A 12,844-nucleotide genomic window follows, 5' to 3' on the forward strand; every position below is an offset into this window, starting at 1 on the left:
TGCGAGCTCCGCCTGCATAAATGCGGCTGCAGCGCCGGAGGTCAATCCGCCAGTTGCAGGACGACGGTCGCAAACGGCGCGAGCAGCAACTCTTTGCCCGAATCTGCCGGCCGGCATGCGCCGCAATCGACCTTTCGTTCTTCGCCCGTCAGATTGACGACGTGAAGCCTGGCGCCTGCAGCATCGCGTGCAACGAAAGACAGCACCTCGGAGGGCGAGGAGGAGACGCATGCCTGCCAGGATGCGCCAGCCAATCGAGACAATGTCCGCACTGTGTTGAACAGCGGGCGCCGCCCGCCTTGCTCGGTCGGTTCGGCTGGACCGGCGATCAACCCGAACGGGCCTGACAAGGCCGAGAGCGTCAGGCATTCCAGATCGGCATCCAGCACCCGTATCGCGTAGCCGAGCGCGAAGGCCTCCGCGAAGCGTCCATTGTGACGCGGGTCGCGGTTGGCCATGGGAACGCGTGCGCCCGACGGATTATCCATCGTGCGGCTGCCATAGGGATTCTGTCGCATCGGGATCGTCGACGGGCCGATCCGGTAGGGTCTGTCACCGTAGATCGCACGCACCGACCGTGTGATGAAGGGCAGCGCTTCCAATGTCTGCATGACGCTAAGATCGTCGGCGGCATGCACGATTGGATTGGTGCAGTGGCTGACGAAGTCGAGCTGTCCATCCGGGACGCGCTTCCGGTTGAGCTCGGTGAAATAGCTCAGCATACCCCCGCCGATGCGAATGCCGGGAAAGGCGGCGCGAGCGGCGGTATAGACTTCATCCAAAGGCGGGCATTCCGGCCATGTGCTGCCGGGCGGCGTCGACTGCCGGTCAACCGAAGGCGAGATCATGATCGCATCCGGCCTGAATTCCGCCAGCCGCATCTGGTGGGCGATTTCGGCCACCTCGCTTGACGGCGACGATGTGCAGGGAAGGGCGATCTCCAGCGTCGAGCGGCCGCGATGGGCCGCGGCGAGCATGGCGAACTGCGTGAGCGCGTCGACGCCGTGTCCGGCACTGGGGTCGAAATGGAAGAGCAGTTCCTGGGGAGCGATTTCCGACAGCACGGACTTTGCCGAGAGGGTCGCATCGGCTTCCTCGGGCGTAACAATCACGCCGATATCAGGCATGGTGCTGGTTCGCGCCCCGAGTTCGAGTTTTATGGCGCCGCCTGACGCCGCAGCTGGAGGATGCCGTGTCGAACCGCCGATATCCCTGATAACAAGCGACGTCTTTTGCCGAACGGGCTGATTGGCGGCAATCTGGTATGGCCAGGGCAGGGCGAGCGGCCTGACATATGTCTTATAGGATGCGTCCGACCAGTTCCTTTGGTCTTCCATTTCAAAGGTGTCGCCCTCCATCCGGCATTCCGCCTGAACGTCAGGCATGATCGCATGAGTGATGGCGCGCATGTCCTTGAAAGGCTGCCAGGGCTCGATGACATCGGGAAACCGGGTTGCCACTATCCGGCCGTCGACATGTTCGACCGTCGCCGGTGAACCCGCTACGCCGACGATCGGATGCAGGATGCAGAAGCCGCAGCGATTGGTCTCGAAGCCGGTCTCTGTGATGGCTTCGGCCTCGAAGTCGAGCCGGTCCGCGCTTCCGGTGATGCGAACGTCAATGACAAGCCTCGTGTCATCAGGTCCCTCGCAGCGGGCTCGATAGGCGACCGCGAAACGATTGTCACTCTGCTCGATGCGGAGATCAACAATTACAGGGCTGTAGGTGCCCCAGTCCGGGTCGCGAACGAGGTAGGAGATCGCTCGCAGCACCTCGGTCCCATCGTAGCGGATGGTGCGGAGGTTGCCATTGGCGAGATCGGCTTCCAGTTTTCCGGCTCTCAGCCGAACCGGCGGCGTTTCAACGAGGCGGGTGCCGTAGAGCTGGAACGCATCGACTTTCATCGCAGCATCGCTCCGACATCGATCGTCTGTCCCCTGGCCGCACTGTCATAGGCGGCCTCGACGAGCGCAAAAGTTTTCAGATTGTCGGCCCCTGACGTCGAATGTTCCGCGCCGCGCTCCAGCTGATCGACCCAATGCTGCTGGATCGCGTGGACGCTCTCCTGGATGTTGTGCCAGGGCCGCGAGGCCCATGACAACAACTTCGGCGATACGTCAGTGGTGGTGGTGCCCCTGGCGTTGGTGATTTCGAGGCCGTAACCCTGGGTCAGGCGGATCGTGCCTTCAGAACCGTCGAGCTCGATCAAGGTCTCGGGGAACGGCTCCCTGGAAAGCCTGGTGGCGTAGCTGACGTCGACGACCGACGTGGCGCCGTTTTCGTGATCGAGCAGAATGGTCGCGACATCCTCGCCCTTGATTCTGGGATTGACCCGCTTGGTGCGGGCCGTGAGCGAGCGAACGTCGCCAAGGATATAGCGGGCGATATCGAGCGTATGGATGCCGAGGTCTTCAATGATGAACCGTTCGCCCTCGGCCAAATAGGGTTGGCCGGAAAAGACGTCGTAGGCCGAACGGAAGGAGAAGCGGCCCCAGAAGGGCGTGCCGATGGCATCGGTCTCCAGCGCCTTGCGCACCGCCTGGATCGGCGTCTGCCAGCGAAAGTTCTCGTGCACCATCAGCGGTATGCCGGCATTGCGACACGCCTCGACCATCGCCTTCGCGTCCGACAAGGTCTTGGCGAACGGCTTCTGGCAGATGGACGGCACCTTGTTCCGAGCCGCCATTTCGACGAGAAAACGATGGCTTTGGACGGTCGTGGCAATGTCGACGAAATCAAAACCGCCATCGGCGAACAATGCCTCGGAATCGCCATAGCGGCGAGCGATGCCGAACTGATCGCCGACGATCTTCAGCCGTTCCGGGTCGCGGTCGCAGATCGCGACGATGCCGGCACCTCGAACGTCGTTCCAGGCATGCAGCTGGTTGACCGCAAAGAAACCGCAACCGATCAAAGCCCCTTTCAATTCCGTCATCTCAACCTGCCTTTGCCATCTGCATGAGGGTGACGCGCTGCTGCAGGCGGCGCTGCGCCTGATCGACCACGACGGCGATGATGATGACCAGGCCCTTGATGACCATCTGCCAGAAGGAGGAGACGCCCATCATCACCAATCCGTCGGAGAGGATGCCGATGACGAAGGCGCCGATGATCGTGCCGCCGATCGTGCCGCGACCGCCCGACATCGAGGTGCCGCCGAGCACGGCTGCCGCAATCGCATTGAGTTCGAAGCTTTCGCCGGTTGCCGGATGGGCTGCCATCAGTTCCGACGAGATGACGACGCCGACGATTGCGGCGCACAGTCCGGAGAACATGTAGACGAAGATCTTCACGACATCGACCCGGATACCGGACATGCGCGCGGCCCGTTCATTGCCGCCGACGGCGAAGATGTGACGGCCAATCGGCGTCGAGCGTGCGACATAGGCGGCCAGCAGCGCAAGCACGATCAGAATCCAGATCGATACCGGCAGGCCGAGAATGCGTCCCGCGCCGAAGAAATCGAAGCCGGTCGTCGCATATTCAGGTCGGCCGACAAGGTTCGGAAAGGTCTGGCCGTCCGACGACAGCAAAGCGAGGCCGCGGGCGATATAGAGTGTGCCGAGCGTGGCGATGAAGGGCGCAACGTTGAGCTTGGTGATCAGCAGGCCGTTGATCAGACCGATGAGCAGGCCGATCGACAAGGTGATCAGCACGATCTCGAAGAGGTTGAAAAAGATGGTGTAGCCGATCGGCAATTCGATGCCGTAAAGGATCAGGCCGCCGGCGACCATGCCGCAAAGCCCGACGATCGATCCGACTGAGAGATCGATGCCGCCGGTGATGATGACGAAGGTCATGCCCATGGCCAGGAAGGCGTTCAGCGCCACGTGCTTCGACATCAGGATCATGTTCGCCGTCGAGGTGAAGTTCGGCGCGAAGATCGCAAAGAAGATGATGACGGCGAACAGAGCGATGAACGTCCTGAGCTTCATCAGCGTCAGAAGCGCCGAGCCGTTGGCGCCCTTCGGCGCAAGAGTGGTTGATGTTGCCGCCATCATGACGCGAGTTTCCCTTGATGTCCGTGTCCCTTGGCCGAAGCCGCGATAATGGCTTCTTCCGTCGCCTCGTTGCGGTCGAAGACGGCGACCAGCTGGCCGTTGCTCAAGACCGCGATGCGATCGGAAAGCGCCATGACCTCCTCGAGGTCGGAAGTCGAAAACAGAATGGCAAGCCCATTGGCCGCCAGCCGCCGCATGGTGCGAAAGACGTCGGCCTTGGCGCCGACATCGATGCCGCGGCTCGGCTCGTCCATTAGAAGCACTTTCGGATTGGTCATCAATGCCTTACCGATGACGACCTTCTGCTGATTGCCGCCGGACATCGAGGTCACCTCGAAATCCGGATTCGGCGCCTTGATCGAGAGATCGCGGATTGCATCGCGAACGGCATTTTTCTCCGCCCCCCTGTCGATGTGAAAGAGCCGGGTGAAGCGGCCGAGGCTCGCCAGTGTCAGATTGGAGGCGATGGAAAGCACCTGGACCAGACCTTCGCGCTGCCGGTCTTCCGGAATGAGCGCAAGGCCGCGGCGGATGCGCCGCGTAGTGTCGCGGGCACGAACCTGCTTGCCGTCGATGAAGATCTTGCCGGTCGAGTGTGTGTGACGGCCGATCACGCATTCGAAGAATTCGCTGCGCCCGGCACCCATCAGGCCGTAGATGCCGAGGATTTCGCCCGCCCTGACCGACAGGGAGACATCGTTGACCGAAAGCCCACCCGTCGGCCGCGGCAGGCTGATGTTTTCGGCGCGAAAGACCTCGGCTCCGACGGCGTGGTCCACGGACTTTGCAAAATCCTTGGCATCCGAGCCGATCATGGAACGCACGATCCAGCGCGTGTCGATATCGCGGACCATCGCTTCGCCGGTGACCTGGCCGTCACGCAGCACCGTGATGTAGTCGCCGATCCGCATCAACTCCTCGAGCCGGTGCGAGATATAGACGATCGCCACACCCTGGGCCTTCAGTTCCGCGATCACCTTGAACAGGATCTCGACTTCGGCCGCCGAAAGCGCCGACGTCGGCTCGTCCATTATCAGGATACGGGCATTCAACGACATCGCCTTGGCGATTTCGACGAGCTGCTGCTGGCCGATCGGCAAATCCTCGACCATCGCATCCGCCTCGATCCCGGCATCCAGACGCTTCAAAAATGCATTGGCCTTTTGCACCTGCGCCTTGTGATCGATGCCGAGGATGCCACGGGTGATCTCACGCGTGGTGAAGATATTCTCGGCGACAGACATGTTGGCGAAGAGATTGAGTTCCTGGAAGATCATGCCGATGCCATTCGCCTGCGCGTGCGCCGGGCTGTCGAAGGATACGGGCTTGCCATCGAGGATGATGCGGCCGAGCGTCGGACGCTCGACACCGGCGATGATCTTCATCAACGTCGACTTGCCCGCACCGTTTTCGCCGACGAGGACGTTCACTGCACCGCGGCGCAGCTCGAGATTGGCGCGCTTGACGGCGACGATGCCAGAATAGACCTTCGACACGTCGTCGAGGCGCAGGATGATGTCGTCCTTTTCTGCCTCTCCTGTGGTCATGGGCCGACCTTCAGTTCCGAAGGTGTTATGAGCGGCAGCTCGCCGCTCTTCGGCAGCGGAAACGCGCCGATCGCGGTCACCGTCTTGCCGGCGAGGCCTTCGCGCGGGATGGCTGACAGAAAGGCCGTATCGGCCTTCTCGTTGAAGGCTTTGCCGAACTGCGCCCACTCGATCTGGTTCTTGAATTCGTTGAAATTGACGAACTCCAGCGTGTCGCGCAGCGCCGTGCCGCGCAGCGCTGGCCCGATTTGCACCTTGGCGTCGGCCTTGCCGTCGCCATCTGCGTCGACATCGAGTGTTGCCGCGCGCGAGGCCGTATCGGCCGCGACAACCTTGCCGGTGATCTTCACCGCATAGGTCCATGGCGAGCTGCTCTGCTTGCGGGGATTGCCGTATTTCTCGCCGGCGGCGTCGGGGCTGGAGGTGGCCAGTTGCATGACGTCCTTGAGGTCGCCGGCGCGCTTTTCGAAATAGGGCACTGCCTCGGACTGCCAGATCGCCTCGACCTTTGCATTCGGATCGAAGGCGGTCTTGGCCGCTGCCGCAGCCTTTTCCTCAGCCGTCGGCGTCTTGATGATCTTGCAACCGGGCAAGGCGGCCGCCACGACGGCAGCGAGCAGGGCGCCCTTCATTCTCAACATGCTTTAAACCTCGACGTCTTGCAAAATGCATTGCGGAGGGCGCAGCGCTGCGCCCTCCGCAATTCGCGGCTGATCAGTTCGTCAGGGCGAAGGTTTCGAGCTTGCCGGCATTGTCGGCGTTGATGAGAACGCAATCCATCAACTGCTTCTCTTCCTTTGGCGTCGTCTTGTTCTTTATGTATGCATCTGCCTGTTCCACCGCCAGCTGAGCCTGCGCATAGGCGGGCTGCAGGACCGTTGCCTTGATGCCGCCCGACTTGATGGAGTCGCGCACGTCGTTGGAACCGTCGAAGCCGACGACGATCACGTCCTTGCGGCCGGCCGCCTGCAGCGCGGCGATGGCGCCCATGGCCATGGTGTCATTGCCTGAAATGACGCCCTTGATGTCGGGATTTGCCTGGAGGATGGTTTCCATCTTTGAATAGGCTTCCGTCTGGCTCCAGTTGGCCGACTGCTTGGCGACGGACTTCAGGTCCGGATAGTCGTCGATGACGTCGTGATAGCCTTGCGAGCGGATGCCGGCATTGGTGTCGGACTCCTTGCCCACCAGCTCGACGTAATTGCCTTTCTCGCCCATCAGCTTGACGAATTCCTGCGCCCCGAGCTGGGCGCCCTGATAGTTGTTCGAGACGATCTGGGCGACGGCAACGCCGGTCGCGTTGATTTCGCGGTCGATCAGGAAGGAGGGGATGCCTGCATCCTTCGCCTTCTTGACGGCTGCGACGGAGGCGTCGGCTCCGGCATTGTCGAGGATGATCGCCTTGGCGCCGCGGCCGATCGCCGTGTCGATCATTTCGGACTGCTTGTTGGCGTCGTCGTCATGCGTCATGAGCAGCGTCTCGTAGCCGAGCTCCTTCGCCTTGGCTTCGGCGCCGACGGCTTCGGCCTTGAAGAAGGGATTGTCATGCGCCGGCGTGATGATGGCGATGAGATCGGCCGAAAAGGCCGGAAGAGCCGTTCCAAGCGCCAGTGCGCCGGCAAAAGCTGCAAGTGTCAGTCTGCGCGTCAGTTTCATATTTTCCTCCCTGTTGTGAATGAAGCCCCTTCTCCCTGGGGCGGTTGAGGGGAGGGCTTGCCTCCCCAAGCCGGTTCACGTGATGCGCCGGATGCTTTCGGCGATCTCCTGTGGTTCGAATACCTTTTTCCAGTCGTCGCGCATCAGCGCCGGGATGCCGAACTCGATCGCCTTGTTGCAGGCATCCGAGAACACGCCGTCGACTTCCTTGAAGATGACCGCGCCGAGCACGTTCATATGGCCGAGCAGGAAGTCGCGGGCGGCCTGTTCCGGCACGCCGCGTGCCACGCATTCGTCCATGGCCTGCCGCATGACGACGAGCAGCGATGCGCAGACGGTTTCCGACAAGCCCGGTTCGAGCATGGCAAGCTGATCGACCGTGACTCGGTGCGAGCGCATGACCGGGGCCCAGATCAGCTTGGCGATTTCCTCGCCGAGCGCGTAGGCGCTTTCCGGACCCTGCATCAGCGCCGAGACGATATGCTGCTTGGCGAAGAGGCCGCCGAAGTGGTCCTTCTTCGCCTGCATGTCCGTCTCGTCATTGAAGATCGGCGGATGGCAGGGATGGGTGACGAAATAGGTAAGATCGTCGCGCTTCGGCAGGTGGCCGGCAAAGGGAGCCGCAGCGTCCAGCGCGATCACCATGGTACCTGAAGTGAGCTTGTCGACGATGCCTGCCGCGACTTTGCCGATTGCCGTGTCCGGCACGGCAAGGATCACCACCTCAGCGCCGTCGAGCCCGACATCGACGGGCACGCAATCGACACCGAGATCGTTCTTCAAACGGGTCTTGCCTGCGTCGCTCACCTCGATATGGCGGACCTCGAAACGCGAGCCTTTGAGATTTTTGGCAAGCCGGTATCCCATTTTCCCGCCTGCGCCGAAGAGGGCAATCTTAGTCATGTTTTCCTCACCTTTTCCGTTCTCAATAGGATCACATACTGGTATGATGAGTCAATCACCATATCACTACTAATGTGCTAGGATCCACGTTTTTTGCGTGAAGCCGGTCGATCGCGCGTTTGATCGATGAAACCTCGGGAAACCATCAGTGCTTCCTTCCGTCGCGGATCTGGACGAAATACTCGTCCGTCCCGACCTGGCCGCCTTTAAGCGCGATCTGCAGGCCGTTGGTCGGCTGATGGTCGCCATGCGCAAGGCAAAGCGGAGAACCCGGCGTCTGGGGCAGCGGAAGAAGCGTCGTCAGGGCGTCGATCTTCAACTGCCTGAGGGCGTGACTGGACGTGTCGCCGCCGGCGACGACCGCACGTGAAAGTCCTTCGCTCTCGATCAGGCGGCGCAAGATCGTGCCGAGCGCGCTGCCGAGCCGATGACGCGCGCCCGGAACCCTGTCGATGTCGGCGCCGCGGTCTGCGCACGGGCCAAGCGCGGTATAAAGGATGACGCTCTTGCCTTGCCGGAGCATCTGGATGCCGGCCTCGACCGCTGCATCCACCGCGCCTTCGCCATGCTCCGAGACCAGTGCAAGCGGATCGAGCGCGATACTCTCGAAGCCGTTGTCGACAGCCGTCCGGATCTGGCGCTCGGTCGTTGGCGATACGCTGCCCGAGACGACGGCGAGGCGATCAACCGGGCCGATATCGGGAAACTCGGCGCCGCTGTTGCCGATGAAGCCGCTCCGCCGCCACGCGCTGAGCAGGGCATATTCGACCCCCGAGGAGCCGGCGACAAAGCTTCCCGAACGGCCGGTGGCACGAAGCAACTGTCGACCCGCGGCCTCCTGCGTCGCCTCGGAGTCGACATCGATGAGCAGGATCCCTTCTGAAGCCGACGCCAGTTCGTCGATCCGCGCATCGGCGTCCGGCGCGGTGATGGCGACGAGATCGGCGAGCAGGACGGGAAGGCGGGTCTGCTTCGACAGGTGCACCGCAAGGTCCGCCTCGTCCATCGGGGTCACCGGATGGCGGCTCATGACGGGATGGCGGTCGATGCGAAAGATCCGGCCCTGGTAAGCTGCAAAGAGATTGCCGAATGCCGTGTAGCGCTTCAGTTGCGGCGCGCCGACGATGACCGGCACCACGGATTGCCCGAATACCGATCGGCCGATTTCGATCGCCTTGCCGATATTGCCGATTTCGGGGCTGGAATCGAAGGTCGAGCAGACCTTGTAGTGGCAGATGTCAGCGCCGAGCGAATTCAGCCACTCGAAAGCGCGCGCAAGGTGCTCTTGCATCCATGCGGGGGTCTCGCTTCGGCTTGTCCCGGCAACGCCGATTGCGCGGCAATCCCTGAAGCGCGCAAGCAGTTCCGGCGTGGGAATGTCGAGGAAGAGCACGGTCGACACGCCGTTCGATGCCAATGCCTCCATGACATCGGTGGAGCCGGTAAAGTCATCCCCGTAATAACTGACGAGAGGTCCATCCATCGCGGTCATGCGCCCTTGCCGTCGCTGAATTTGGCAATCGAAGCGGCGAGCTCCGGATGATCTTTCGCGTAGGTCTCCAACGGGATGTCCGCGACCGCGGCCTGCCAAGCCTGCTGCACGGCCCGAACGCCGGCCGCCGGGCCGCCGGGGTGGCTGACGATGCCGCCGCCGCAGAGATAGAGAAGATCAACTGTCCGGCCGGTCCGCTTGTAGGTCTCAGGCGCTTGTCCTCCCCACTGACCCGAGCCGGCAACCGGAAGCGGGCAATCGGAGGCATTAAACAGCGGCGTGCTGACGGCCTTGAAGGACGAGACGAAACTGTCGTCCGGTTCCCAATATTTGACGCTGATACCGTTGATCTGAAACTGGTCGACCCCGAGCAGCCGCCAGAATTGCTGATAGACCTTGAAGTCCATGCCGGCGCCCGGGTCGCGCGTCAGCACGTCCCAACCGTTTCGATGCGCGTGCAGCACCAGATTGGAGCGCTTGCGCAGAAAGCTCATGCCGCCGAAGCCGATCGAGTTGATGTTGACGACGGCGCAGTTGCCGGCGGCCTTGGCGACGATGTCGTGGTTGCGCATCATCTCGTCGGGGTCGGCATGCGAGATGCCGAAGGCATACATGACCTTCTTGCCGGTCTTCTGCTCGTGATCGAGAATGCGCGGCATGATCGCCGCAACGCGGTCCTTGAGCGGGGAATAGGCCGGGCTCATCAGTTTTTCGTCATCCTTGATGAAGTCTACGCCGGATGAGATCAGCTCGCCGACGAGTTCCGCCGTTTCGTGCGGTCTGAGACCAAGCGCCGGCTTGACGATCGTTCCGATGATGGGCCGGCCTTCGACGCCGGTGAGGCGGCGGCTTCCGGGGATGCCGAACTGCGGTCCCGGATGCGCGCTTTTGAAGGCGTCGGGGAGCTTCATATCGACGATGCGGATGCCGGTCATGCCCTTGATGGAGTAGACGCCGCCGATTGCAATGGTCATCAATGCCGCAAGGTCTGTCCCGATCGCGTCCAGCGGAAAGGCGATGTCGACATCGGCGCGATGAAGCGGCGTGCCGGGGCCGACCTCGGGCCAAGTCGGATGACTGGCGCCTTCGAGCGGACGGATCGCGAGCACACGGGCGGCGACACGCGATTTCAGCTCTTCGGTCTCGCCGGGGACGGGAACGAAGGTGCCGGTCGACTGGTCGCTCGCGATCTTTTCCGCCATCGCCTCGACGCTGCCGGGCGTTTCGATACGGTAGGTCAGGGTAATTATCATGAAACGGACGGTTGCTCCTCTCGCCACGCAGATTACCATGGCGTCAACTTGTGATCTGGTATAATGAGTATTCCAACTCATGAAAAGTAGAATCTTCGGATCCGCAAATTTTCGCCGACAGCTTTGTTCTCGACCCGGAAACTGTTAGGAGGAAACATTTGAGCCAGCGAGATATGATGACCCAGCCCCTCGAACAAATCGTCCGCCGGAAACTCTCTGACGAAGTGTTTGATCGACTTGAGCGAATGATTACCTCGGGCGAGCTCCAGCCCGGCGACGAAATGCCTTCCGAGCGGGTGCTGATGGAACGCTTCGGCGTCGGCCGGCCGGCGATCAGGGAGGCCATGCAATCCCTCGCCAACAAAGGTCTGGTCAGCATTTCACATGGCGAGCGGGCCAAGGTTCTCCGGCTGACGGCAAAATCGATATTCCGCCAGGTCGATCTCACCGCCAAGATCATGCTGTCGCAATCGTCGGACTCGCTGGAATATTTGAAGAGCGCGCGCATCTTCTTCGAGCGGGGCATGGCGCGCGAGGCCGCGCAGCGGTCCTCGGCAAGCGATATCGCCGACCTCAGGAACATCATCGAACGCCAGCGAATGTCACTTGGCCGGGCCGAAGAGTTCATCGACGCCGACATGGAGTTTCACACCCGCATCGCGCAGATATCAGGCAACCCGATCTACATTGCCGTCAGCGAAGCAATGCTTGCCTGGCTGAAGGAATATCATACCGAGATGCTGATCTGGACCGGCAAGGAAAAATTCACGCTCGCCGAACACGACGAGATCGTCGACCGCCTTGAAGCAAACGATGTGGATGGCTCGGAAACGGCGCTGCTCAAGCATCTTGAGCGGTCGCGGGCGCTTTACGCGAAATAATCGCCGATTACCTTGTGAGCAATGGGTGCTCATCCTCCTGCTTAAAAGACCTCGATTGTTGACCGCGTCGCGGCTGTCGGACGCGGCAGTGCATTTATCGGCCGCAGCGGAACAATGATCAAAGAACGAGGTTGTGAATGGGTCAAGCACGCAAAGATCCCCAAGGAGGACATCACAATGCGCATGAAACTTGTAGCAGCTTCCCTCTTCGCTATCGGGATGGCCACATCCGCTTTCGCCCAGTCCAACCCAGCGCCGGCCGGCGCAACGATCGACAAGAATCAAGCCGATCAGGGTGGCGGCGCCACTAGCGACACGAAGACTAAAAAGCCGATGGCAACGGATTCCACCACGACGAATTCCACGACCAGCGGCACGATGAAGATGGATAAGACCAAGTGCCCCAATCCGGTCAATAACTCTGCCAATCTTCAGACACAGGGCGGTACGAGCAACGCCACCCCGATGGATGAAGCCTGCGCGGCTCACAACAATTGATCGGCTTCCTCACGAAAATTCCCATCGTGACCTGACCCCCGAAAGTTGGACATCCGACCTCGGGGGTTTTGCGTGGCCGAACTTCAGCAAAGCACGTCCGTCGGGCAGGACCGCTGCCGGCACGACGGCTTCAGGCCGCTAGCCCTCTTTTCTCGATGGCATGATTCACCAACGCGAAACGTGCCGGATCGGATGAAAGCGACGTGTTTGTCCGATATCGTATGCATTTGGACTTGAAAAACTCCAGCGATGCCGTCCATGCAAGGCCCAACACCGGTTATTAAAAATGCGCCGCCAGACCCCCCAATTCATCCGGCGCCGGCCAAAAGGGGGCGAGAGGACAACTATTGGTGCCGTTGAGTGGCGAACTGGTCCTTTTCTAAGGAGCAGACCAAAGTCATCGTTTCAGGAACTTCGACGCCTGCCGTCTGGGAAGGCACCGAACTGGCGACGATCGAGGACGCAAGGCAACAAGCCGTGCAAGATGCGAGAGCGCTGATGAGCCAGCAGTGCTTGCGGGAAAAGACATGTCGGCGAGAAAGATACACATCGGTGACGAACAGGGAACCGTTTTTCTGACTATGCTTTTCGTCAGAGACGATCAGAAGCTCCG

General features: G+C 61.2%; 12 protein-coding genes. 3 read left to right on the forward strand and 9 right to left on the reverse strand.

What is annotated here, in order from left to right; translation table 11 throughout:
- Positions 1 to 41 precede the first annotated feature (41 nt).
- From apnL to oiaX, 9 genes are all read right to left on the reverse strand, one after another.
- Entirely contained in the window at positions 42 to 1,904 is a 1,863-nt protein-coding gene (apnL, locus tag AC244Q_RS25665) for a D-apionate lactonase (RefSeq protein WP_128406636.1), read from the reverse strand.
- Positions 1,901 to 2,935: a Gfo/Idh/MocA family protein gene (locus AC244Q_RS25670; protein WP_128406635.1), complete on the reverse strand. Its 1,035-nt coding sequence runs from the start codon at positions 2,933 to 2,935 to the stop codon at positions 1,901 to 1,903. The genes apnL and AC244Q_RS25670 overlap by 4 nt, the downstream gene beginning before the upstream one ends.
- Before the next feature lies 1 nt (position 2,936).
- A complete protein-coding gene (locus AC244Q_RS25675; protein WP_017957302.1) occupies positions 2,937 to 4,001 on the reverse strand; it encodes an ABC transporter permease in 1,065 nt (354 codons plus the stop codon).
- Complete coding sequence (locus AC244Q_RS25680) at positions 3,998 to 5,548, reverse strand: sugar ABC transporter ATP-binding protein (protein WP_003562291.1); 1,551 nt, start codon at positions 5,546 to 5,548, stop codon at positions 3,998 to 4,000. Before AC244Q_RS25680 ends, AC244Q_RS25675 begins: the two co-directional genes overlap by 4 nt.
- Entirely contained in the window at positions 5,545 to 6,189 is a 645-nt protein-coding gene (locus AC244Q_RS25685; RefSeq protein WP_128406634.1) for a DUF2291 family protein, read from the reverse strand. The genes AC244Q_RS25680 and AC244Q_RS25685 overlap by 4 nt, the downstream gene beginning before the upstream one ends.
- 73 nt (positions 6,190 to 6,262) lie before the next feature.
- The gene (locus AC244Q_RS25690) at positions 6,263 to 7,204 is read right to left on the reverse strand and encodes a D-ribose ABC transporter substrate-binding protein (RefSeq protein WP_003550404.1); all 942 of its coding nucleotides are present in this window, start codon (positions 7,202 to 7,204) and stop codon (positions 6,263 to 6,265) included.
- Between the two features lie 75 nt (positions 7,205 to 7,279).
- Complete coding sequence (locus tag AC244Q_RS25695; protein WP_128406633.1) at positions 7,280 to 8,107, reverse strand: phosphogluconate dehydrogenase C-terminal domain-containing protein; 828 nt, start codon at positions 8,105 to 8,107, stop codon at positions 7,280 to 7,282.
- Positions 8,108 to 8,252: 145 nt separating this feature from the next.
- Positions 8,253 to 9,590: a four-carbon acid sugar kinase family protein gene (locus tag AC244Q_RS25700; protein WP_041935757.1), complete on the reverse strand. Its 1,338-nt coding sequence runs from the start codon at positions 9,588 to 9,590 to the stop codon at positions 8,253 to 8,255.
- 5 nt (positions 9,591 to 9,595) lie between these two features.
- Positions 9,596 to 10,852 (reverse strand): 3-oxo-isoapionate-4-phosphate decarboxylase OiaX, encoded by a 1,257-nt coding sequence (oiaX, locus tag AC244Q_RS25705; protein ID WP_128406632.1) that lies wholly within the window; start codon positions 10,850 to 10,852, stop codon positions 9,596 to 9,598.
- A gap of 176 nt (positions 10,853 to 11,028) precedes the next feature.
- On the opposite strand from oiaX, the gene AC244Q_RS25710 reads away from it, so the two are divergent.
- The 3 genes from AC244Q_RS25710 (at position 11,029) to AC244Q_RS25720 (ending at position 12,810) form a co-directional block, all read left to right on the forward strand.
- Positions 11,029 to 11,733, forward strand: a complete 705-nt coding sequence (locus AC244Q_RS25710; RefSeq protein WP_026157568.1) for a transcriptional regulator NanR — start codon at positions 11,029 to 11,031, stop codon at positions 11,731 to 11,733.
- A gap of 177 nt (positions 11,734 to 11,910) precedes the next feature.
- Complete coding sequence (locus AC244Q_RS25715; protein WP_003562285.1) at positions 11,911 to 12,231, forward strand: hypothetical protein; 321 nt, start codon at positions 11,911 to 11,913, stop codon at positions 12,229 to 12,231.
- A 477-nt stretch (positions 12,232 to 12,708) separates the two neighbouring features.
- A complete protein-coding gene (locus AC244Q_RS25720; protein ID WP_458394977.1) occupies positions 12,709 to 12,810 on the forward strand; it encodes a hypothetical protein in 102 nt (33 codons plus the stop codon).
- Positions 12,811 to 12,844: the final 34 nt, after the last annotated feature.

This window comes from Rhizobium sp. CB2179 (assembly GCF_057653455.1).

Coding starts and splice junctions, on each gene's coding strand:
- AC244Q_RS25695 (WP_128406633.1), bottom strand. CDS start 8,107: ATGACTAAGATTGCCCTCTTCGGCGCAGGCGGGAAAATGGGATACCGG.
- AC244Q_RS25710 (WP_026157568.1), top strand. CDS start 11,029: ATGACCCAGCCCCTCGAACAAATCGTCCGCCGGAAACTCTCTGACGAA.
- AC244Q_RS25670 (WP_128406635.1), bottom strand. CDS start 2,935: ATGACGGAATTGAAAGGGGCTTTGATCGGTTGCGGTTTCTTTGCGGTC.
- AC244Q_RS25680 (WP_003562291.1), bottom strand. CDS start 5,548: ATGACCACAGGAGAGGCAGAAAAGGACGACATCATCCTGCGCCTCGAC.
- AC244Q_RS25715 (WP_003562285.1), top strand. CDS start 11,911: ATGCGCATGAAACTTGTAGCAGCTTCCCTCTTCGCTATCGGGATGGCC.
- oiaX (WP_128406632.1), bottom strand. CDS start 10,852: ATGATAATTACCCTGACCTACCGTATCGAAACGCCCGGCAGCGTCGAG.
- AC244Q_RS25685 (WP_128406634.1), bottom strand. CDS start 6,189: ATGTTGAGAATGAAGGGCGCCCTGCTCGCTGCCGTCGTGGCGGCCGCC.
- AC244Q_RS25700 (WP_041935757.1), bottom strand. CDS start 9,590: ATGGATGGACCTCTCGTCAGTTATTACGGGGATGACTTTACCGGCTCC.
- AC244Q_RS25690 (WP_003550404.1), bottom strand. CDS start 7,204: ATGAAACTGACGCGCAGACTGACACTTGCAGCTTTTGCCGGCGCACTG.
- apnL (WP_128406636.1), bottom strand. CDS start 1,904: ATGAAAGTCGATGCGTTCCAGCTCTACGGCACCCGCCTCGTTGAAACG.
- AC244Q_RS25675 (WP_017957302.1), bottom strand. CDS start 4,001: ATGATGGCGGCAACATCAACCACTCTTGCGCCGAAGGGCGCCAACGGC.